The sequence below is a fragment of the Streptomyces sp. NPDC029041 genome, from assembly GCF_040637515.1.
GTDB lineage: Bacteria > Actinomycetota > Actinomycetes > Streptomycetales > Streptomycetaceae > Streptomyces.
Map to the genome: position 1 here is coordinate 46,095 of NZ_JBEZWO010000015.1, position 21,457 is coordinate 67,551.

Consider the following 21,457-nt stretch of genomic DNA (forward strand, 5'->3'; position numbering starts at 1 on the left):
CTCCGTCCGGCGTACGGCGCAAACAGCCCGGGTATCACCGGATCGGGCAGCGGACGGTGCGTCAACTGCCGAAGGTGATTGAGGGGTTGTGGGGCCGATGACGACGTGCTGGTACGAGGGGCCGCTGGCCGCGTTCGACACGGAGACGACGGGCGTGGACGTCGAGACCGACCGGATCGTGTCGGCCGCCGTCGTGGTCCAGGATGCGCCGGGCAGCCGGCCGCGGGTGAGCCGCTGGCTCGTGAACCCGGGGGTGCCGGTGCCCGCCGAGGCGACGGCGGTGCACGGGCTGACGGAGGAGCACCTGCAGCGCAACGGCCGGTGGCCGGCGCCGGTGATGTACGAGATAGCGCAGGCGCTGGCCGAGCAGGCGCACGCCGGGCGCCCGGTCGTGGTGATGAACGCGCCGTTCGATCTCACCCTGCTCGACCGGGAGTTGCGCCGCCACCGCGCCTCGGGGCTCGGCCGCTGGTTCGAGTCGGCGCCGCTGTCCGTGCTGGACCCGCGCGTTCTGGACAAGCATCTGGACCGCTACCGCAAGGGCCGCCGCACGCTGACCGACCTGTGCGCGCACTACGGCGTGGCCTTGGCAGGCGCGCACGACGCGGCGGCCGACGCCGTGGCGGCGCTGGAGGTCACCCGGGCGGTGGGCCGCCGGTTCGCGTCCCGGCTGGAGCGTCTCGACCCGGGTGAGCTGCACACCCTGCAGGCGGTGTGGCATGCGGCGCAGGCGCGGGGCCTGCAGGCGTGGTTCGCGCGCAGCGGTGTGGACGAGGTGGTCGACCCGGCCTGGCCGCTGCGTCCGGACCTGCCGGCGGCGGCTTGAGATCCCGCTTTCGGACAACCCGGGGCATGAAAAAACCGGTCCGTCTGTGACGGACCGGCCGTTTCCGGTGGGCGATACTGGGTTCGAACCAGTGACCTCTTCGGTGTGAACGAAGCGCTCTCCCACTGAGCTAATCGCCCGGGAACGCACTGAACCATACAGGTCCCGGCACGCTTCCTTCAAACCGCCCGGAGGTGCCGGCTCAGTCCGCACCGCCCTGACCGCATCATCAGCGCGTGATTGGCACGGAAGAGGGGCCGTCCCGGTACGGCGAGGCGTCGCAGCAGCGGCTTGTGCACGCTGACGACCTGGTCGTAGCGCGCGAGACTGCCCGCCCCGTGCGGTGTGACGGTCCAGCGTGCCCAGCCGTCGATGTCCCCGGACAGGGCCGTCTCCAGCAGGCCGGCCGCGGGGTCGCGCCGCACCTCCCGCGCCGTGAAGGTCATGTCGTACGGCAGGAGGGAGCGGATGCGGATCACCCCGGTGGTGTCGTCGAGCCGGATCACTTCCCGGACCTGGCGCCACCAGAGCGGATAGTCCTCGGGGCGTTGCAGCACCTCGTACACCGTGGCGGGCGGTGCGGGCAGGGGCCACAGACTGCGGAAGCGGTAGTGGTTCCAGTCCATGCCCGCAGTGTGCCCACTTCAGCGCGGGATCCGGCTGAGTACGCGCCTGAGTATCCGCACTCATGTCCGGCGCGGTGACGCGGACCACACTGCGTGCCATGACGCACCTTCCGCCTCCGGCCGAGGAACTGCGGCTCCTCGACGCCGAACTGAGGCAACTGGACGCCCGCCGGGCCCAGTTGCTGACTCGCCGCGCCTGGCTGGTCGCGGCCCTGCAGCAGCCGGGGCAGCCGTCGCGGCCCTGGGCGCACCCGCGGACGCCGTCCGCCACGGCGCCCCGCCCCGAGACCGCCGCGCCGAGCGTGCAGAACGTGCTGCTCGTGCTCGGCGGTGTCCTGCTGACGCTCGCGGCGGCGGTGTTCACGCTGGTCAGCTGGGGGCACCTCGGCATCACCGGGCGGGCCCTGGTGCTCGGCGCGGTCACGCTGGCCACGCTCGCCGCGCCTGTGGCCCTGCTGAAGCGCGGGCTGCGGTCGACGGCCGAGTCGGTGGCGGGTCTCGGGCTCGCCCTGACCGTCCTGGACGCGTACGCGCTGCACGCGGCGGCCCTCGCCGGGACGGACGGGACCGGGTACGCGGCGGCCGCCACGGCGGTACTGGCCGTGACCTGGGCGGCGTACGGTCTGCTGCCGGCCACGGCCGTACTGCGGCTGCCCCTGCCCTGCGCCCTGGCGGCGGCCCAGTTCCCGCTGCTGCTGGGGGCCTTGGCCGCCGACGCGGGTCCTTACCCGATCACGGCCGCGCTGCTGGTGACGGCCGGGCTCGACGCGGTCGCGCTGATGCGGCTGCCGGCCGGGGCGCCGCGGGTCACCGCCGTCGTGGGTGCGTACGGCGTGGGCGGCTGGGGCGCTGTGGGCGCCGGTTGGCTGTCCCTGACGGCCGACGGCCCGGTCGACGCCTCGCGCGCCGCCGCGCTGCTCCTGCTCGCCGCGGTGATCGCCGTGGGTTCGGCCCTGCGCGGGCCGGGTGTCGGGCATGCCCTCGGCCTCGCGATCACGGCAGGGCTGCTCGTCGTGGGGGCGCTCGGCGGGGTGGCGCGTTCCGGGCTGCCGTCGCAGTGGGCGGTCCCGGCTCATCTGTTCGTCGGCATCGCCCTGTTGGCGGCGGTACGGCTCGAACGGCTGCCGGACGCGATGCGGCGGGGTCTCGCCTGGGCCTCCGGTGCCGTGCAGGCGCTGGCCGTGCTGTGGACACTGCCCGTCGTGGCCGTGGTGCTGCTGGGGCCGGCCGGATGGCTGGGCCGGGTGTGGAGCGGGGCGCCGTCGGACGCCCGTGCGGCGGTGGTCGTCGATGTGCCCTGGCCGCCGCACGCGGCCGTGGCTCCGGTGGTGCTGACGACCGTGGCCGCCGCGCTCGCCCTGGCGGTCCGCGGGGATGTGTGGCTTTCACGGGCCCGGCTGGGCGCCCTGGGCCTCCTGTGGGCCACGGCGCTGATCCTTCCGGCGGTCCTGGAGATCCCCTATGCACTCGGCATGCTGGTTCTGGGGGTCATGACGGCGGCCGCGCTGGCCTCGTGCCGGATCACGGCGTCGGCTGCGCGGATCACGGCTCTCGTCCTCGCCCTGGTCACGGCCGCCGGTCTCACGCTGGTCTCCCTCGCGTCCCAGTCGGCGACCCTGGTGGTGCTGTCCGCGCTGACGACGTTGTTCGCCGTGTCCTCGTGGCGGGCCGGCGTCGCCCCGTTCACGGCTCCCACGGCTCTCGTGCACGCCGCCGCGCTGGCTTCGGCGTCGGGTGCCGCGGCGGACTGGCCGGCGGCCCGAACCGCCCTGGGGGTCCTGGCGGTTGCGGCTGCCGCCGCCGTGCTGGCGGCGCGCCTCGGTGAGTCGAGGGCGACGGTGCCCGTCGAGGCCGTGGGAGCCGCCGTCGGTCTCTTCGCCGTGGCGCTGGCCGTCACCGACCCGCCGATGCTCGCCCTGGTGCTGGCCCTGTGCGGGGTGATCGCCGCGGGCACGGCCCTGCGTGCCGGGCGCCGTCCCGTGGGCTACGCGGCCACGGCGCTGTTCGTCCTGGCCGCCTGGGTCCGGCTGGCCGCCTGGGACGTCGGTACGCCCGAGGCCTACACCCTGCCGGTGACCGTCCCGGCGCTGCTGGTCGGAGCGCTGCGCCGGCGCCGCGACCCGCAGACCTCCTCCTGGACGGCGTACGGTGCCGGGCTCGCCGCGACTCTGCTGCCCGGTCTGGCGGCGGCCTGGACCGATCCGCAGTGGACGCGGCCGCTGCTGCTCGGCGGCGCGGCACTGCTGGTCACCCTGCTGGGGGCCCGGCACCGCCTGCGGGCGCCGCTGGTGCTCGGCGGCTGGGTGCTGGCCCTGGTCACCCTGCACGAACTCGCCCCGTACGTCGTGCAGGTGACGGGGGCCCTCCCCCGCTGGGCACCCCCCGCCCTCGCCGGCCTCCTGCTGCTCGCCTGCGGCGCGACGTACGAGCAGCGGCTCCGGGACGTCCGGCGGGTTCGGGAGGTCCTGGGGAGGATGGAGTAGGACCTTTGAGGCCGTCTCGACCGCGGACAAGTCCCGTGATGTCATACGTTCTCCGGCCGGCCGCCGCGACAGCGGCACGCCCGGGCGTACACGGGGTGGGCTGGGTGGACGGGGGGGCATCATGACGGACCTGGGGGCATCGCCGGGCGGGGGCACGGGCGCCGGGGACCAGGGGACACTGGAGCGCCTGCTCTCGGTGGTGGGTGTGGGAGCCGTGGAGTTGCACACGGCTCCGGAGGGACTGCGGACGACGGTCACCGGCGTCCATGTGCTGGACGCCCTGGAACCGGTCATCAGCCCCCGGGAGTTACTGCTCGCGGTCGGCGTCGACCCGGCGTCGGCCCATGCGGTCGACGTGGTGCGCCGGGCCGGTGCGGCCGGTGCGGCGGGTGTGGTGTTCGGCCCGGGCCGGCCCGATCCCACCGCCCGGGCGTTGCAGGCGGCCGCGGAGGAAGCCGGCACGGCGGTGCTCTTCCGCACCGCATGGTGCACCTGGGCACAGCTCGTGGGGGTGCTCAGGGCCGGGCTGGCCGCGGCGGGCGCTCCCCCGATGCCCGCCACCAGCGGCGTGCCCCTGGGCGATCTGGACTCACTGGCCGATGCGGTGGCCGCCCTGGTGGGGGGTTCGGTGACGATCGAGGACACGGAGTCGCGGGTGCTGGCGTACTCGTCCACCGAGGAGAACGTGGACGAGATGCGCCGGCTGACCATCCTCGGCCGCCGTGTGCCGCCCTGGCGGGTGGCGGCCATGCGGGAGGCGGGGTTCTTCCAGGCGCTGTGGGGTGCGGGTGACGTGCTGCACCGGCCCGCCCACGGACAGAACCCGGAGCGTCTGGTGGGCGCGGTGCGGGCGGGCGGAGAGGCGCTCGGGTCCATCTGGGTGGCGGCGGTGGCCGGCCGCCCGCTGTCGCCGAACGCCGCGCAGACGCTGCGGGCGGCGGCCCGGACCGCCGCCGCCCACCTGCTCCATCACCGCACCCACAGTTCGGACGGCCGGCTGGTGGAGGATGCGGCCCGGGCGCTGCTGGAGGACCGCGGGTCCGTCGCGGTGCTCGCCGAACGCGCCTCGCTGCCGCCCCGGGAGCCCTGTGCCGTCCTGGCGGTGGGCATCGGGTCCGGCCGCCCCTCGGACGAGGACCCGTCCGGGCTGCCCGGTCTGCTGGCCCTGCACTGCGCGGCGCTGGGTCACCGAGTCGTGGTGGTCCCGGCCGGCAGTGGGGCCCTGGTGCTGCTGAGCGGGCTGCGACGCGACCCCGAGCGGGCCGACGGCCAGGTCGGACGGCTCGGGAACGCACTGGCCGATCAACTGTCGGCGACGATCGGCTCGACGGTGAAGGTGGGGCTCGGCGAGGTGGTCGCGGGCCTGGCCGGGGCGTCCGCGTCACGCCGCTCGGCCGAGCAGGCCCTGCAGGCGCTCGTCGCGGCCGGCGGGCCGCACACCGTCGCGCGGAGCGCGGACGTCGCCGACACCGTGGGCATCCTCCAGGTCGTCGAGGCCCTGCGCGGGCTGACGCTGCCCGCGCGGACCTCCGTGGCCCGGCTGAGGGAGTTCGACGCCGATCACAGCGGCAGCTGCCTGGTGGAAACCCTGCGCGCCTACCTCGACCACTTCGGCGACGTGTCCGCCGCCTCGCGCGCGCTGGGCGTGCACTCCAACAGTCTGCGCTACCGGTTGCGCCGGATCAGGCAGGTGTCAGGACTGGACCTGGACAGTCCCGACGCCCGGCTGCTAGCCCAGTTGCAGTTGCGGCTGGGCGGGGAGGCCTGAGGCGTACCGGCCTGAGTGACGGCAGCGGGGCGCGACCGCGCGGGTGTCGTCCGCCGTTCGGTGCGGGCCACCATCGAAGGGCCTCCCTCTTGTCGTATCGCACAACGCCTGTGCCCGGCGGAGGGGTTGTTGCGTCCGGAGGCCGTCGGTGAGGCCCGCGTCTTTGACGACTCGACGAAGACGCGGTGCCGGTGCCGACCGCAGCCTGGTGTCACGCCCGGGGCGGTCCCGGGCGCCGTGTACGACACCGGAAGGCTCACCATGACCGGACTGACCCCCGCCGCCGAGCGGCGCGAACGGATCCTGCGGGAAGCGGTGCGGCAGGGACTGCTGGACGCCGAGCGGTCCCAGCTGGCCGCCTTCGTCGACCTCGACGGCGTCGCCGCGACGGTCGAGTCGCTGCACCGCGCCTTTCCCTCCTCGCCGCCTGTGCTGCACGCGTTCGCCGCGAAGGCGAACTGCCTGGTACCGGTGCTGGCGGAGCTGCGGCGGCTGGGCATGGGCTGCGAGGTGGCCACCGCGGGTGAGCTGGCCCGAGCCCTGGCGGCCGGATTCGCTCCCGAGCGGATCGTCTTCGACTCCCCCGCCAAGACGGAGGGCGAACTGCGGCACGCCCTCGGCCTGGGCGTGACCGTCAACGCCGACAACCACCAGGAACTGGCGAGGATCGACCGGGCGCTGGGCGGCCGCGTCCCGGTCTCGCGGATCGGGGTACGTGTCAACTCCCAGCTCGGCGGCGGCAGCATCGCCGCGATGAGCACGGCGACGAGCACCTCGAAGTTCGGCATCCCCCTGGCGGACCCGGGAAGCCGGCAGCGGTTGCTGCGCGCCTACCACGACCACCCCTGGCTGACCTGGGTGCACACGCACGCCGGTTCGCAGGGCTGCCCGCTCGACCTCATGGCCGGCGGGGTCGGACAGGCCGTGGCGTTCGCCGAGGAGGTCAACGCCTCGCTCGGGCGGCGCCAGGTCGTCGGCATCGACATCGGCGGCGGACTGCCCGTCAACTTCGCCGACGACGAGACCACGCCGACCTTCGACACGTACGTCCGGCAACTGCGCGCCCAGGCTCCCGCCCTGTTCTCCGGCCGGTACGAGATCGTCACCGAGTTCGGGCGGTCCGTCCTCGCCAAGAACGGGTTCACCGCCGCGTACGTGGAGTACACGAAGAGCATGGGCGGCCGGCCGATCGCGGTCACCCACGCCGGTGTGCAGGTGGCCACCCGGACGGTGTTCAACCCCGACGCCTGGCCGCTGCGGATCGAGGCGCACGACGCGAGCGGCAGGGCCAAGCGAGGCGGACCGGTCCGCCAGGACATCGCGGGACCCGCCTGCTTCGCCGGGGACCTGCTGGCGCGCGACCGCGCTCTGCCCCTGCTGGAGCCGGGTGACATCGTCACCGTCCCGGACACCGGCGCCTACTACTTCTCGACGCCGTTCCACTACAACAGCCTGCCCGAACCCGCCGTCCACGGGGTCCGGACGAGCGGTGGCGGCGGGGTCCGCTTCGAACTCCTGCGTCCCGCGCAGGACCCGTGGGACGTACCGGTGTTCGAGCCCGCTGCCGGAATGAGGTAGGGAGCACTCGGGTGGCACAGCCCAACCGTCGGCGCACCGGCCGGGACGGGCCGCTCCTCACCCAGCGCGCCGCCATCGTCTTCCTGCTGGCGGCCCTGGTCGGCATCGGTGCCACCGTCCTGTCGGCACTGGCCGGCAACACCTGGCCCGTCGCGGTGAGCGTGGGCGGCGGGGTGGCGGCACCGGCCGTGCTGTTCTTCCACCAGATCATCGACTAGCCGGGCGGGGTTCCAGGGGCGGCGCCCCCGGAACCCCGCCCGGGTACGTGCCCCTTACGGCATCCGGTCGCCGAGCAGCGCCAGGTTCTCGATGGCGGCGAGGCCGTACAGCGCGGTGTCGTTGGTGGAGACCCAGGTCGCCTCACTGCCCGGCACCAGCGCGACCGGGCCGCTCAGCTTGTCCGTCCGCCAGGGTGCCGACTCCTTGTAACCGTCGGAGTTGTAGAACTTCTCCCAGGCCCGCTTGGCGAGCTTCTCGTCCCCGGTCTTGACGGCCGCGTAGGCATCGAGGCGCGAGTGGCCCTGGAACAGCAGCAGGCTGCCGAAGTCGGAACCGTAGCGGGCCTTCTGCTCGGCCTTGGTGGCGTTGAAGTGACGGCAGTAGTCGAAGTACGCCTCGTTGAACTCCGGCATGTCGACGAGGTCGATGAGTTCGGCGCACAGCTCGTTGAGGCCGAAGACGGCCGACAGGTGGGAGACGCTCACCACGGGCTTGTCCGCGATGGCGAACCTGCCGGTGTCCAGGTCGTAGAGCCCGGTGCCCTGGACGAAGCCGTTGGGCTGGGCGGCGATGGTCTCCATGGTGGACAGCACGCGGGCCCTGGCCTTCTCCCACTTGGGGCCCTTGCGCTCCCACTCCGTCAGCCAGGCCGACACCAGGCCGCTCCAGTCCGTGCCGAAGCCGATCGACAGGGCGTGCCGGTCAGGCGTGTACGGCTCGGTGCGGATCTTGCGGATGGGGTCGAGGACGAGGAACGTCTCGTCGGAGTCGACGTTGGCGTGCATGAGGTCGCCGACGCGTTCGTCCGCCGTGAGGAAGTAGTAGTAGCGCCGGTAGGTCGTGTTGGCGATGCGCTGCTGCTTGGCGCTGTCGGCGAAGTGCTGCACGCCGTGCCGGGTACCGAGGCCCGCCCACGTGCCCAGGTGGTAGACGTCGACCTCGCCGGTGTGCCGGGTCATCGCCTCGGCGAAGCGGAAGATGTCGGCGCGGCCGGAGCGCAGGTAGGCGAACCAGAGCCACAGGTCCGGGGACAGCTCGGAGTTGTCCCAGGCGTAGCCGCCGACGTCGTAGCGCCACTGGTGCCGGACGGTGTCGTAGGTGTGCATGATGTCGCCGTAGTCCCAGAAGCCGTACCAGCGGCGCTGCTCCACCTGGTCCTTGTAGTAGGTGAAGAGGAAGTCGAGGTGGTCCTCTATCTTCGCCTTTGCGGGGGTGGAGCGGTCGGGCTCGGAGTACAGGCCCGGCCCGAAGACCTTCGCCTTGATGAGCTGCCCCGGTGCGGCGGCCAGTTGCGGCAGCACGCGGACGGCCTCGACCTGCTCGGCGAGCCGCTCGGGGCCCGGCGTCGAGTCGTTGGCCCAGAAGAGGAGTTCGGAGGTGCGGGCGATGCCGTAAGGGGTACCGAACTCCGGCTCGTAGTCCTCGTAGGTGATGTTGAGGCCTTCCAGCTGCTCGGGGAAGGTGTCCTGGCCCATGCCGTCGTGGTAGAAGCGCAGGTCCATGGGCTGTGCCTCGGGGGACCAGAGCCAGAGGGTCACCTCGGCCTCGTCGGTGTGGGCGTCCCGGATGTCGAGCTGGGCGGGGAACTTCTCCCAGAAGTCGCGCAGCCCGAAGGAGAATCCGCCGCTCGCCCCGCCCACGTAGCCGAAGCCGGAGGCGCGCCGGCCACCGCCCGCCGCGACCCAGCCGTGTCCCTTCTTGGTGCGCTTGCGCAGCGTGAAGCCGTCGGCGGAGAGCTGCGAGAGGGTGTAGTCGCCCCATTCGGGGATGTACTGCAGCCGGGTCGTCACCCGCTGGTCCCAGGTGGCGGGGTCGGGCAGCTTCCTGCCTTCGAACTGAGCCGACTGCACGGCCGCGCCCGGGTCCCGGCGCAGTCCGGTGATGCCCTTGACGGCCTCACGCAGCAGGCCGGTGCCGTCACCGCCGATGCGGATGTGGCGGTCGTAGCCCTCGTCCCGCATCGGCACCGTGAAGCGGACCCCGAGGCCGCGGATGAAGTCACCACTGGCCTTCCCGGGCTCCTGCGTGCCGTCGTAAGTGATGGTGTGCACCATGCGGAAGGAGTCGGCGCCCGCGTAGAAGTAGAGCCTGATCGAGAACGGCAGCCAGCTGCGGCCGCCCTTGCGGTGCTTGCCGTCGATGCGGACGACCGCGCGGACCGGGCCCGCCTGCTCGACCTCGGCCTTGGAGATCGTGCCGTCGAAGCGCTCGGTCCTGACCGCGCCCTGGTCCTCGTCCTCGATCTCGGGCTGGCGGATCAGCACGAGCCGGCCGTTCTTCGCGATCTCGGTGGAGCCGCGGGTGACGGACTTGACGAGGGTGGAGCCGGACGTGCCGATCCTGGCGGTGATGACGCCGGTGGAGATGCCGATGGTGCCGCCGCGCTTCTCGACGGTGACCTTCTTCTCGGGGGCGGCGGGCGTCCCGGCGGTGAGGGTGAGCCTGCCGTCGCCCGAGGCGACCGCGTGGGCGGTCCACTTCAGTGAGCCGTCGGGCCAGTAGGCGATCGGCCAGGACTGCACGGGTACGGCCTTGCCGCCCGCGTCCGTCAGCGCGAAGGTCTGGTCCTTCCGGTACGCGCCCTTGGGCCAGGGCACACCGACGGTGGAACCGGGGGCGGCGCCGAGACCGCCGTCCTCCAGCCAGTCCAGGGTCACCGGGTCCGCGTCGGCGGGGTCGGCTCCGGGCGCGGCCTGGGCCTCCTGGGCTCCCAGCGCCCAGCTGAACGGGGCGGCGGCTCCGGTCACGGCGGCTGCTTTGAGGAGAATTCTGCGGGGGATGGGAGACATGGCGATGATGCCTTTCCTTGTCCGTGCGGGAAGCAGTGCGGGAAGCAGTTCCGTGGGCATGACAGAGAGAGGTGCGGCGCGCGGGCCCATCGGGAAGGGAGGGCTGACCGTTCAGCGGTGCCGGTAGCGCTCCTCCACGGCGACGGCCGCCGCCGCCACGGTTCCGAGGACGGCGACCGCCAGCGGCGCGGCGAACCAGGCGGACACGGCCACCACGGCCAGCCCGCCGACGATCAGGAAGGACCCGGCCGGATCGAGCACCGTGCGCCGCCCGGCCCGGGCCAGCAGCGTCCGCCAGCGCGCTCCCGGTTCCCAGACCGCCGCCGCCCGCAGGCCGGTCACGAGGAGCCCGATCAGCGCGAGGACTCCGACGGTCCCGACGAGCGGTCCGCCCGGAATCCCCGCCCGGGCCGCCTGCACGTCCACCCAGACCGCCCCGGCCGCCGCCCACCCGGCGAGCCCGGCGAGCCACCCGCCGCGCAGGGCCGTACGGAAGTCGGCGGCGAACTCCCGCCGGCCACCGCCCTCATGGGCGGTACGGCGCCGCAGGTGCCGCGCCCCGGCGGCGAACGCGGCGGGATAGGTGACCACCCCCAGGGAGGCCACCGCGATCCACACACCCGTCAGCAGGCACTCGGCGAACACCGCAAAACGCTCGGCGAACACCGACTCCCCGCGTGCCTTCACCCGCGTCCCGGCCATGCCGCCCTCAGCCCTTCAGACCCGACGTGGCCATGCCGTCGATCAGATACCGCTGGAAGGCGAGGAAGAAGGCGAGCACCGGAAGCAGCGCGACCAGGGACATGGCGATCATGCCGCCGTAGTTGGCCAGTCCTTCCTGGTCGACGAACATCTTCAGGCCGAGCGAGACCGTGTACTTGTCGGGCTCGTTGAGGTAGATCAGCGGGCCCATGAAGTCGTTCCAGGAGTTGATGAAGGTGAAGATCGCACTGGTGATGAGGGCCGGCCGGGCCAGCGGCAGCACGATCGACCAGTAGATCCGCAGGTGTCCGCAGCCGTCGAGGCGGGCCGCCTCGTCCAGCTCCTTCGGCATGTTGCGCATGAACTGCACCATCAGGAAGACGAAGAACGCCTCGGTGGCCAGGTACTTCCCGAGCAGCAGCGGTGTGTAGGTGTTGATCAGCTCCAGGTTGCGGAACAGCACGTACTGCGGGATCAGCAGCACGTGGTAGGGCAGCAGGAGCGTGCCGATCATCAGGGTGAACAGCAGATTGCGGCCCGCGAACCGGATCCTCGCGAAGGCATAGGCCGTCAGCGAGCAGGACACCAGGATGCCGACGACCGAACCGACGGCGAGGAAGAGGGAGTTGAAGAAGAACGTGGAGACCGGGATGTCGGCGATGCCGTCGGCGAGGCTCGTGTAGTTGGCGATGACCGGGTCGCCCGGGAAGAGGTCCAGGCTGCCGACGATGTCCTCGCTCTTCTTGAAGGACCCGCCGACGACCCAGATCACCGGGTAGAGGATCACCGCGAGGATCAGCAGTGAGCCGATGTGCCAGGCGAGGGACCCGGGCAGCTTGTGCCGGAGCCTGCCGGCGGGCTTGATCTCGGTGGCCTGCGCGCTCATCGGGCGCCCTCCTCGTAGTGCACCCAGCGCTTCTGGGACCAGAACAGCACCGCCGTCACCAGGGCCACCGCGATCAGCAGGAGCCAGGCCATCGCGGAGGCCAGACCCATGCGGCTGTTCTCGAAGCCCTGGACGTAGAGGTAGCAGGTATAGACCATCGACCCGTCGGCCGGACCGCAGGCGTTGCCTCCGGCACCACCGCCGACGATGTACGCCGAGCTGAAGATCTGGAAGGAGTGGATCGTCTCCAGCAGCACGTTGAAGAAGAGGACCGGGGAGATCATCGGCAGCGTGATGTTCCAGAACCGCCGCAGCTTGCCCGCCCCGTCGACCTCGGCCGCCTCGTACAGCTCGCGCGGGACCTGCTTGAGCCCGGCCAGGAAGATGACCATCGGGGCGCCGAACTGCCAGACCGTGAGCGCCACCAGGCTGTAGATGATCAGGTCCGGGTCACCGGTCCAGCCGCCGGCGTCGATGCCGAAGATCTTCTGGGTGCGGTCGACGATCGCGTCGTCCGAGAAGATCGCCTTCCAGACGATCGCGACGGAGACGCTCGCACCGATGAGCGACGGCGCGTAGAAGGCGGCCCGGTAGAAGGCCTGACCGCGCCGGCTCTGGGCGAGCAGCAGGGCCACGCCGAGAGCTGCGATCAGCTTGAGCGGTGTGCCGACGGCGACGTACCAGAGCGTCACCTGCACCGAGTGGCGCCAGCGCGGATCGCCGAACATCTCGGAGAAGTTGCCGAGGCCGATCCACTTGGGGGCGTCGAAGAGGTTGTAGTCGGTGAAGGCGTAGTAGAGCGAGGCGATCATCGGGCCCGCGGTGAGCAGCAGGAACCCGGCGATCCAGGGGGACATGAAGAGATAGCCGGCCAGGTTCTCCCGGCGCCGCCGCCGCTTGAGGGCGGCGGGGCGCTCGGGCTTCACCGGACCGTGCCGCGGCTCGGAGTCCCGGGACAGGCCCTCCGTCGCAGGGGCGTGTGTCACGGTGGTTCCCATCAGGTGCCGAGAGCCGTCTTCGACTCGGTGAAGAACTGCTTGACGGCCTCGTCCACCGAACGCTTGCCCAGACCGAGTTCCTCGCCGATGCGCAGGAAGGCGGCCTCGCAGACGTCCGCGCCGTTCGGGTGCGGGGTGATGGGCTCCAGGACGCCCGCCTCGACAAGGGACTCCTCGTAGGCGGCGATCGCCTTGTTGACCTCGTCGGCCGGCTTGTACGCGTCGTACTGCGCCTGCGTCGCGGGCACGCCCCGGTCGTAGCCCATGATCTTGGCGACCTCGGGGTCGTGCACCATGAAGTCGATGAACTGGGCGACCTCCTTGGGGTGCTGGGTGCGCTTGGAGGCGCTCAGCATGAGGGAGCCGAGGTACTGGCCGGTCTTCTTGCCGTCCGTCGTGGGGATGGGGGCCAGGCCGTACTCGCTCTTGCCCTCGGAGGTGTAGCGGACGGTGAAGTTGTCCCAGGTGAACTCACCGCCGGAGATCTCCCCCGCGACCGCCGACTTGGGCTTGATCTGGGCGACCTTCTTCTGGTTGGCGTAGCTGCCGTCCTCGACGCCCTCCTTGGCCTTCGTCCACCAGTCCGTCAGATCCGCCTCGCTGAAGCCGAGCGCGTCCTCGGTGAAGAACGCCTTGCCGTTCTGGCGCAGGTAGAGGTCGTAGAGGTACATGACGTTGTACGGGCCGGTGTCACCGGCACGCCCCGTCTTCTGGCGGATCTTCTTCATCGCCGCGTGGTAGTCGTCCCAAGTCCAGCCCTGCTCCGGCTTCACGCCGGCCCGCGTGTAGACGGGCTTGTCGATGACCAGGGCCATGGAGTTCGAACCGACCGGCACGCCGAGGAGCTTGCCGTCGATCTCGCCGAACTTCTCGAGGCCGGCGCGGAACCCGTCCATCCGGAGGTTGCCGGCCTTCGCCTGCTCGCTGAGATCGAGCAGCACGTTCTTCGCGTCGTATTTCCGGAGGAAGCCGATGGCATTCTGGAACACGTCCGGTGGATTCCCGCCGGAGGCCTGGGTGTTGAACTTCTTCCAGAAGTCGGGATAAGGCTGGAAGTCCGTTTTCACCTTGATCTTCGGGTACTTCTTCTCGAAGAGGGCGATCGTCTTGTTGATTCTCTCGGCGCGGTCCTCCGCACCCCACCACGCGTAACGGATCGTCACCGTCCCGTCCGCGGAGGTCCCTCCGTCGCCACCGCAGCCGGTCGTCGCGGCCAGCCCCAGGGTGGCTGCCGTGGCTCCGGCCGCCTTCAGGATCGTACGTCTCTCAACATTCCTGCCGTTCACCACGGTTGGACCTCCCCGCACGTCGTCCCGCTCGCATGAATCGTTTCAAGTAAGCGCTTGCTGGCACAAGGTACGGAGGGGCTGAGAGTGCGTCAATGATTCGGGCAAGAATTTCTTACCGGGGAAGGTGGGCGACGGAGCGGACCGCGGGGGCGGGGCCGGCGACCGGCTCGGGCGACGTCGCTGGTGGCGAGGGCGTGACCGGGACGCCGGACGCAGAGGGGTGAGCGGAGCCGCGATGGGTGCGACCGAAAAGCGACGGCGGTCCGGCGGACGGAGCGTGCGGGCGTGGGGGCCCTTTCCGGCCAGGCCGCTCCCCGGTTCGTTGCGGTGCGGTGCCCGCCGGGTGACGGCGACCGGTCAGCCGCCCCGACCCGGAACGGCAAAGGGGCCGAGGGCGACGGCGGGCGCGTGGACCGACGCCCAGGACGCGGGTGCTCCCCGCGGCTCGTCGTCACTCCGCCCGACGGAGGAGGCGACAGCCCTGACCTCGCGGGACTCGACGTCAGCGGAATCGCGGGGGCCCAAGCGGCATCCGCCCGGCGGATCGAGGGGCGGTGTTCCGGCCACGCCGCCGGACGGCACCGGCCGCCGCGGGCCAGCCTTCCGTCAGCCATACCGCGCGACCGCGCCCCCGGCCGGAGACCCGAGGAGGCTCCAGGCGGTACAACGACGGCAGCCCACCTGCTTCATCGCAGGTGGGCTGCCGGTCCGGGTGGGCGATACTGGGTTCGAACCAGTGACCTCTTCGGTGTGAACGAAGCGCTCTCCCACTGAGCTAATCGCCCGGGCGCAGGAAGAACATTACCCCATGTCAGCGGGTGCCTGTGACGCTCACTGGTCCTTGATCTTCCACGGCATGACGATGCCGAACTTCCACAGGTAGACACCGACCAGGACGCCCACGATCACCAGCCCGATCGACGTCAGGATGATGTTGCGGCGACGCACCCTGGGATCGAGCGCCCGCTGGGCCGCCTCGGTGACCTTCCGCTTGGTCCAGCGGAGCACCAGCTGGGCCCAGACGAACTCCGTCGCCCAGATCGCCATGCCACCGAAGATCACGACCCAGCCCGGCCCCGGGAGCGGCAGCATGATGATGCCGGCCACGACGACCGCGAGGCCGATGATGAAAACGCCGACCTGCCAGCTCACGTGCAGCGCCCGGCGCGCCTTGACGAATTCGGGCGCCCGCGAGCCGAGCCCCCGGTCCTGCTCGCCGTGCGCCTCGCCCGGCCCCGTCCCGTCCGATGCCACGGCCACCTCGCCCGGCTCGTTACTCCCCGTATTCATACGGCCGAACACTACCCGAGCGAAACCAGTCACCGGAATGGACGCACGACGCGAACGACCTCTCGGCCGGAAGAGTTACGTAAAGGCACGCAAAACACTCAGAGGGGTTTACAACGGCACCGTAGGTGGCATGTCGATTTCGCCGACGTGCGAATCCCCGAGCGCACACTGAGCGAAAGGCCCTGGCGCTTATGAACACCACGGTCAGCTGCGAGCTGCACCTGCGCCTCGTTGTGTCGAGCGAGTCCTCCCTGCCTGTCCCCGCAGGCCTGCGGTACGACACGGCCGACCCCTACGCCGTGCACGCCACCTTCCACACCGGAGCCGAGGAGACCGTCGAGTGGGTGTTCGCCCGCGACCTCCTCGCCGAGGGACTTCACCGCCCTACGGGCACCGGCGACGTCCGCGTCTGGCCGTCGCGCAGTCACGGCCAGGGCGTCGTGTGCATCGCCCTGAGCTCGCCGGAGGGCGAGGCCCTGCTGGAGGCCCCGGCACGGGCCCTGGAGTCCTTCCTGAAGCGGACCGACGCCGCCGTGCCGCCCGGCACGGAACACCGGCACTTCGACCTCGACCAGGAGCTCTCGCACATCCTGGCGGAAAGCTAGGGCGAGGCCCCCGCAAAGCCGCCCGGCGCCGTCCACTCGGGGAGACGGCGCGGGCCAGGACAACCGCATACGGGATGACACCGGCGCCATGACCGCTGCTCACGCGGTATGGCGCCGGTTCACGTGCGCGCCCCTCCCCCACTCGCCGCGCCCGTCGGCGGCCGGCGGCCACTCGGGAACCCTCGCGGGCCCTGCGGCGTTGTATTCGAAGCCATGTGCGGGCATGTGGAGGGTCCGGCGGTGGCGGAGCCGTTACCATCGGCCAGCATCGGCGGGCGCCCGCCCGACCCTCAGGCCAGGGAGCGAATCGTGCTGATCACCCACGACACCCGGTGCGCCCTCGACACCGTGGTCGACCTGGTGAACACCGCACCGGAGGACGACACGGCGACGGACGGGCTGCCGGACGTGGCGGCCCTCACGGACTTCGTGCGGAACCACGAGATCAGCGATGTCGGGGTGCTCTCGGAGTTCGACCTGTCCGCGGTACGCAAGATCCGCGGACGCTTCGCGGCCGTCTTCGCCGCCCCCGACGCCCGGAGTGCCGCCGGGCAGATCAACGACCTGGTCGCCGCCGCCGGCACCACACCGCGGCTCACCGACCACGACGGCTACGACTGGCATGTGCACTACTTCGCCCCCGGTGCCTCCGTAGCCGATCACCTGGCCGCCGACTGCGGAATGGCGCTGGCGTTCTTCGTGGTCGCCGGGGAACAGGAGCGGCTGCGGCGCTGTGAGGCGCCCGACTGCCGGCGCGCCTTCGTCGACCTGTCCCGCAACCGCTCGCGGCGCTACTGCGACAGCCGCACCTGCGGAAACCGCCTGCACGTGGCCGCGTACCGCGCGCGCCGCAAGGAAGCGGCGGGCTGACAGCGGTCGCCGGGGCGCGGGGCCGCTGAGCGTCGTTTCCGGACGGCCCGTGCCGAGGTTGCCGATGCCGGCGCGGCCCCGGCGGGTGGCGCCGGGTACCGCGGGTCGGGCTCACAGCAGCAGCAGATCGTGCAACGAGGCCATGAGCAGCAGGCTCCCGATCACCGCCAGGAAGATCATCAGCGGTGGCTGGGAGAGGGCGAAGAGACAACCGCGCGGCTCGTCCTGCCGGGGACGTGGCTCGTCCGGAGGGAGAAAGGGCTCGTCCCGCGGAGGACCTGGCTCGTCCTGCGGCGGTGCGGGGTCGCTCTGTTTCGTCGTGTCCAGCATCTCGCGGCGATGATGACGCAGTCGCCCGGCCGAACGCGATCAGTGCGCTCGTTCCGTGCGGGAGTGCGCCGATTCCGCGAGGTCCGGTTCGGGTTGTGATCACTTCCGCGCGTCAGCGGACCCACTGTGACGATTCAGTCACGGATGGTCGCGCGGCCGTCATATGCCGTGCTTCTTGAGGATGGCCTCGATGTCGCTGAAGTCGTCCTCGCCGCGTGACGCCGGCGCGGGCCGGTTCGCCGGGCGGGAACTCTGGCCCAGGGAGGGTGCAGAGGCGGGGGCCACCGCATCGGGCCGTTCGCCCGCTCGGGCCGCGGCCCTGCGCTCCTTGCGGGTGCCGCCGCGGCGGCGCTCCACGGCTCGGGTGGTCATGAAGAGCACCCAGGCGAGGCCGAGCACCCCGAAACCGGCCCAGGCCGTCGGGCTGAACGCGGTGTCGGCCAGCCATTCGACGATCCCCGTCATCACCAGGCCGATCGGGATGAGGGAGTAGGCCGCGATGCGCACCGCGGTGAGGTAGCGCTTGCGGTACGCCGTGACGACCGCGATGCCCAGGCCTGCCGCGGACACGGCGGAGCAGACGGTCTCGGCAATCATCCGGTCCTCCAGGCGTGGCGGGGTGCGGGTCGGAACACTTTCGTCCCTTCCATCCTGCACCCGCCGCACCCCGGCGGGCCATGCTCCGGGCCCGAGATCGGGGACATCTCCGGGTCGCGTCCTCCGCAGGTGCCGATGCGGGCTGCGCTCCCGGCCGTACCTGCTGGAAGACTGTCGGTATGAGCGACTTCTCCTCCGACCGTTCCGCCACCCCCGTTCTCGACGTCTGGTGCGACCTCCAGTGCCCGGACTGCCGTACCGCGCTGGACGACCTCCAGGCCCTGCGCGCCCGCTACGGCGACCGTCTGGAGCTGCGGCTGCGGCACTTCCCGCTGGAGAAGAACAAGCACGCCTTCGCCGCGGCCCAGGCGGCCGAGGAGGCGTGGGAGCAGGGCCGGGGATGGCCGTACGCGGAGGCCCTGCTGGGGCGGGTCGAGGAGCTGGCCCGTGAGGGGGAGCCCGTCCTGGTCGAGCTGGCCCGTGAACTGGGCCTGGACGCCGAGGAGTTCGACACCGCGCTGGTCGACGGCCGGCACATCCTGATCGTGGACGCCGACCAGGCCGAGGGCAAGGCGATCGGCGTGACCGGCACCCCGACGTACGTCATCGGCGGTGAGCGGCTCGACGGCGGCAAGAGCCAGGAGGGGCTGCGCGAGCGGATCGAGGAGATCGCCGACCGTCTGCTGGCCGGGCGAGAACACTGACGCCCCGCTCCCCTAGCGGATCCCTGACCCCTAGAGCAGCGGTTTGTACATGGCGTACTGCTCGGTCTCGTAGCCGAGTGACGCGTACAGCCGCTCGGCCGGGGTGTTGCCGGCGAAGACGTTGAGACCGAGGGTCCGCCTGCCCTCCGTGATCGTCTGGGCCTCGGCCAGCAGCATCAGGGTGCGGCCGTGGCCCTTTCCGCGGTGGGCGGCGTCGGTCTCCACGTCGAAGACGAACGCGCTGTCCGCACGCACCGCCAGCCACAGCGTGCCCACCGGTGTCCCCAGGTGCTCGACGACGCTGATCAGCATGCCGGGGGTGGCGAGGCCGTCGGGCAGCAGAGTGGCGTGGTCGCGCTCCGACTTGGCCCGGGCCTCGGCCTCCGGGACGCCCCGCTCGATCCAGCTGTGTGCGTAGTCCTCCTTGCCCTTCTCCAGCCAGGGGCCGAACTCCGCCTCGGTCATGGGCCGGGCGCGGCTGCCCTCGGGCAGCACCGGCGGTGTGTCGCCGAGCCTCTTCTCCATGCCACGGTTGCGGACGACGTAGCCGAGCGCCGTGGCGAGCCGCAGGCCCGCCTCGGACGTGGCGGGCACCGATGCCTCGATGCGGCGGCACCCCCAGCCGCGCGCCACCTCCTCCGCGGCGAGCGCGGCGACCGTGCCCCGGCCCCGCCTGCGGTCCGGTTCGTCGATGTGGAGCTTCATGATCCGGGCCACCGCCCGGCCGAACACGGGATGCGTGCCGAGGTGTATCGCCCCCACGGGACGGCTGTTCACGCACACCTGGTAGCGGCGTGAGCGCGTCCCGTCGGCGTTCTGCTGAAGCGGCTCGGTCGGCCGCAGGGTCGTGGTCATCAGGGGTGTTCTACCCGCAACCCCGGGCCCGTTCAGCCCGATTTCCGGGTGCTGTCAGGGGTCGAGGTCGTTCGCGGCCCGTTCCTGGAAGATCCGCATGGCCTTGGCGGTCACCGGGCCGGGCGCGTCGGGCAGCTCACGGCCGTCGACGCGGTGCACGGCCTGCACGTCCCGCAGGGTGGACGTCAGGAAGACCTCCTCCGCCCGTTCCAGGACGTCCAGTGGCAGGTCGGTCTCCTTCGCGCCGGTCCATTCCGCCGCCAGCGCGCGGGTGATGCCCGCGAGGCAGCCCGAGGCGACCGGCGGGGTGTGGATCTCGCCGTCGAGGACGACGAAGACGTTCGACCCGGTGCCCTCGCACAGCTGTCCCATCGTGTTGGCGAACAGGGCCTCGGAGGCGCCCTGTTCACGGGCCCGGGCGAGAGCGACGACGTTCTCGGCGTACGAGGTGGTCTTCAGGCCGGTGAGCACGCCGCGTTCGTTGCGGGTCCAGGGCACGGTGATCACCGCGGTGGAGTCGGGGCGGCGGGTCGTCTCGCCGACGGCGACGACGAGGGTCGGGCCGTGGTCGCCGCGGTCGGAGCCGAGCGGGCCGTGGCCACCGGTGTAGGTGATGCGGAGACGGCCGAGCGGCACGGGGTCGGCATCGAGGACCGCGGCGCAGGCGCGGCGCACCTCGTCGTGGTCCGGGTCCGGCAGCCCGAGGCCGCGCGCGGAGCGGGTCAGCCGGTCGAGGTGCCGGGTGAGGGCGAACGGCCGGCCGTGCACGGCCTTCACCGTCTCGAAGATGCCGTCGCCCACGGTCAGACCGTGGTCGAGGACGGAGACGCGGGCGGACTCGATGTCCTGCAGTGCGCCGTCGAGCCAGATCTTCACGTCAGGTCCTCCTGCACTTCCGCCGCACTCACCTCGTACGTTCCCGACGCTATCGCGAGCAGCCGGGACGCCTTCAGCTCGGTCTCCCGCCACTCCCCCTCGGGGTCGGAGCCCCAGGTGATGCCGGCGCCGGTGCCGAAGCGCAGTACGCCCTCGGTCCGGTCGATCCAGAAGGTACGGATGCCGACGGCCAGCTCTCCGGCCCCCCGGTCGGCGTCGACCCATCCGATCCCGCCGCAGTACGGCCCCCGGGGCGCCGTCTCCAGCGCGTCGATGATCCGCAGCGCGCTGGACTTGGGTGCGCCGGTGACCGAGCCGGGAGGGAAGGCGGCACCGATCAGCTCGGCCCAGCCGGCCCCGTGCTCCAGCTCACCGCGGACCGTCGAGACGAGGTGGACCAGCCCCGGGTGCTTCTCCACGGCGCACAGGTCGGGCACCGTGACACTGCCCGTGGCGCACACCCGCCCGATGTCGTTGCGGACGAGGTCCACGATCATCACGTTCTCGGCGTAGTCCTTCTCCAGCAGGTCCGCCTCCGTCCTTCCGGTGCCCTTGATCGGCCCGGACTCGACGACCCGGCCGTCGCGCCGCAGGAACAGTTCGGGCGAGGCGGTGGCGATCTCCACGCCGTGCCCGGGCAGGCGAATCGTTCCCGCATACGGGGCCGGGTTGCCGCGGGCGAGCAGTGCGGTGAGGGCGTCCACGTCGGCGCCGGGCGGGACGGGCGCCGAGAGCACCCGGCACAGGTTGGCCTGGTAGACCTCGCCGGCCGCGATGTGGTCGCGGATCCGCCGCACGGCCGCGGTGTACGCGGGGCGGTCGAGCGAGGACGTCCAGTCACCGGCCGCCGGCCCGTGCCACGCGCCGGGAACGGGGGCGGGCACCGCGGCGGTCCGGACCTGCGCGAAGCGGGCGCAGGTCAGGCCGCCCTCGAAGTCGGCACAGACGGCCCAGAAACCGCTGGACTCCAGGGCTTCGGGGTCATCGGTGACGTCGAGGAGCCCGGTGGCGACACGGTCACCGAAGCGGGCGAGAGGAGGGAGGTCGAGCACGTGGTCGAGTCTATGGCGGGTGTCTCGCGGGTGGCCGGGGGATGTCCCGTGGGGCGGCCCCGTTCCGTCCCTGAGCAGGGGATGCGCAGCACGCTGCACAAACGCGTTTTTGTA

Annotated in this window: 20 protein-coding genes and 2 tRNA genes; 8 read left to right on the plus strand and 14 right to left on the minus strand. The window is 71.8% G+C overall.

Annotated elements, in window-relative coordinates; all coding sequences use genetic code 11:
• The first annotated feature begins 97 nt into the window (after positions 1-97).
• The gene (locus tag AB0F04_RS31615) at positions 98-826 is read left to right on the plus strand and encodes a 3'-5' exonuclease (RefSeq protein WP_362047797.1); all 729 of its coding nucleotides are present in this window, start codon (positions 98-100) and stop codon (positions 824-826) included.
• 68 nt (positions 827-894) lie between these two features.
• Here AB0F04_RS31615 and AB0F04_RS31620 read toward each other — a convergent pair.
• Positions 895-966: transfer RNA gene (locus AB0F04_RS31620), tRNA-Val, on the minus strand.
• Positions 967-1,005: 39 nt separating this feature from the next.
• The gene (locus AB0F04_RS31625) at positions 1,006-1,452 is read right to left on the minus strand and encodes an SRPBCC family protein (protein WP_362047800.1); all 447 of its coding nucleotides are present in this window, start codon (positions 1,450-1,452) and stop codon (positions 1,006-1,008) included.
• A gap of 98 nt (positions 1,453-1,550) precedes the next feature.
• Between AB0F04_RS31625 and AB0F04_RS31630 the strand changes: the two genes are divergently transcribed.
• From AB0F04_RS31630 to AB0F04_RS31645, 4 genes are all read left to right on the plus strand, one after another.
• On the plus strand, positions 1,551-3,935 hold the full coding sequence (locus tag AB0F04_RS31630) for a hypothetical protein (RefSeq protein WP_362047803.1): 2,385 nt from the start codon (positions 1,551-1,553) through the stop codon (positions 3,933-3,935).
• Positions 3,936-4,056: 121 nt separating this feature from the next.
• Positions 4,057-5,703 (plus strand): helix-turn-helix domain-containing protein, encoded by a 1,647-nt coding sequence (locus tag AB0F04_RS31635; RefSeq protein ID WP_362047806.1) that lies wholly within the window; start codon positions 4,057-4,059, stop codon positions 5,701-5,703.
• A 261-nt stretch (positions 5,704-5,964) separates the two neighbouring features.
• The gene (locus tag AB0F04_RS31640) at positions 5,965-7,281 is read left to right on the plus strand and encodes a diaminopimelate decarboxylase (protein ID WP_362047809.1); all 1,317 of its coding nucleotides are present in this window, start codon (positions 5,965-5,967) and stop codon (positions 7,279-7,281) included.
• Between the two features lie 11 nt (positions 7,282-7,292).
• Positions 7,293-7,499, plus strand: a complete 207-nt coding sequence (locus AB0F04_RS31645; RefSeq protein ID WP_362047812.1) for a hypothetical protein — start codon at positions 7,293-7,295, stop codon at positions 7,497-7,499.
• A 54-nt stretch (positions 7,500-7,553) separates the two neighbouring features.
• On the opposite strand, the gene AB0F04_RS31650 is transcribed toward AB0F04_RS31645, so the two are convergent.
• The 7 genes from AB0F04_RS31650 to AB0F04_RS31680 form a co-directional block, all read right to left on the minus strand.
• Positions 7,554-10,289, minus strand: coding sequence for a Tat pathway signal sequence domain protein (locus AB0F04_RS31650; protein ID WP_362047815.1), 2,736 nt, complete (start codon positions 10,287-10,289; stop codon positions 7,554-7,556).
• A gap of 111 nt (positions 10,290-10,400) precedes the next feature.
• Positions 10,401-10,991: a hypothetical protein gene (locus AB0F04_RS31655; protein ID WP_362047818.1), complete on the minus strand. Its 591-nt coding sequence runs from the start codon at positions 10,989-10,991 to the stop codon at positions 10,401-10,403.
• Between the two features lie 7 nt (positions 10,992-10,998).
• A complete protein-coding gene (locus AB0F04_RS31660) occupies positions 10,999-11,877 on the minus strand; it encodes a carbohydrate ABC transporter permease (protein WP_362047821.1) in 879 nt (292 codons plus the stop codon).
• The gene (locus tag AB0F04_RS31665) at positions 11,874-12,875 is read right to left on the minus strand and encodes a sugar ABC transporter permease (RefSeq protein WP_362047824.1); all 1,002 of its coding nucleotides are present in this window, start codon (positions 12,873-12,875) and stop codon (positions 11,874-11,876) included. The genes AB0F04_RS31660 and AB0F04_RS31665 overlap by 4 nt, the downstream gene beginning before the upstream one ends.
• Positions 12,875-14,164: an extracellular solute-binding protein gene (locus tag AB0F04_RS31670; protein WP_362047826.1), complete on the minus strand. Its 1,290-nt coding sequence runs from the start codon at positions 14,162-14,164 to the stop codon at positions 12,875-12,877. Before AB0F04_RS31670 ends, AB0F04_RS31665 begins: the two co-directional genes overlap by 1 nt.
• Before the next feature lie 713 nt (positions 14,165-14,877).
• Positions 14,878-14,949: transfer RNA gene (locus tag AB0F04_RS31675), tRNA-Val, on the minus strand.
• Positions 14,950-14,995: 46 nt separating this feature from the next.
• Positions 14,996-15,454 carry a TIGR02611 family protein gene (locus tag AB0F04_RS31680; RefSeq protein ID WP_362047829.1) on the minus strand — a complete coding sequence of 153 codons (459 nt, stop codon included), beginning with the start codon at positions 15,452-15,454 and terminating at the stop codon, positions 14,996-14,998.
• A 191-nt stretch (positions 15,455-15,645) separates the two neighbouring features.
• Here AB0F04_RS31680 and AB0F04_RS31685 point away from each other — a divergent pair, with 191 nt between their 5' ends.
• Both AB0F04_RS31685 and AB0F04_RS31690 read left to right on the plus strand, forming a co-directional pair.
• On the plus strand, positions 15,646-16,059 hold the full coding sequence (locus AB0F04_RS31685) for an SsgA family sporulation/cell division regulator (protein WP_004002642.1): 414 nt from the start codon (positions 15,646-15,648) through the stop codon (positions 16,057-16,059).
• Positions 16,060-16,368: 309 nt separating this feature from the next.
• A complete protein-coding gene (locus tag AB0F04_RS31690) occupies positions 16,369-16,929 on the plus strand; it encodes a CGNR zinc finger domain-containing protein (RefSeq protein ID WP_362047832.1) in 561 nt (186 codons plus the stop codon).
• Between the two features lie 111 nt (positions 16,930-17,040).
• On the opposite strand, the gene AB0F04_RS31695 is transcribed toward AB0F04_RS31690, so the two are convergent.
• Positions 17,041-17,259 carry a hypothetical protein gene (locus tag AB0F04_RS31695; protein ID WP_078955791.1) on the minus strand — a complete coding sequence of 73 codons (219 nt, stop codon included), beginning with the start codon at positions 17,257-17,259 and terminating at the stop codon, positions 17,041-17,043.
• Positions 17,260-17,418: 159 nt separating this feature from the next.
• On the minus strand, positions 17,419-17,856 hold the full coding sequence (locus AB0F04_RS31700; protein ID WP_362047835.1) for a hypothetical protein: 438 nt from the start codon (positions 17,854-17,856) through the stop codon (positions 17,419-17,421).
• A 179-nt stretch (positions 17,857-18,035) separates the two neighbouring features.
• On the opposite strand from AB0F04_RS31700, the gene AB0F04_RS31705 reads away from it, so the two are divergent.
• Entirely contained in the window at positions 18,036-18,560 is a 525-nt protein-coding gene (locus AB0F04_RS31705) for a DsbA family protein (protein ID WP_362047838.1), read from the plus strand.
• A gap of 30 nt (positions 18,561-18,590) precedes the next feature.
• Here AB0F04_RS31705 and AB0F04_RS31710 read toward each other — a convergent pair whose 3' ends face one another.
• From AB0F04_RS31710 to AB0F04_RS31720, 3 genes are read right to left on the minus strand one after another with little or no spacing between them, the layout of a single operon-like run.
• Positions 18,591-19,415 (minus strand): GNAT family N-acetyltransferase, encoded by an 825-nt coding sequence (locus AB0F04_RS31710; RefSeq protein WP_362047841.1) that lies wholly within the window; start codon positions 19,413-19,415, stop codon positions 18,591-18,593.
• Between the two features lie 54 nt (positions 19,416-19,469).
• Positions 19,470-20,291 carry an aminodeoxychorismate lyase gene (locus tag AB0F04_RS31715; RefSeq protein ID WP_362047844.1) on the minus strand — a complete coding sequence of 274 codons (822 nt, stop codon included), beginning with the start codon at positions 20,289-20,291 and terminating at the stop codon, positions 19,470-19,472.
• Positions 20,288-21,343 carry a chorismate-binding protein gene (locus AB0F04_RS31720; protein WP_362047846.1) on the minus strand — a complete coding sequence of 352 codons (1,056 nt, stop codon included), beginning with the start codon at positions 21,341-21,343 and terminating at the stop codon, positions 20,288-20,290. The genes AB0F04_RS31715 and AB0F04_RS31720 overlap by 4 nt, the downstream gene beginning before the upstream one ends.
• Between the last annotated feature and the right edge of the window lie 114 nt (positions 21,344-21,457).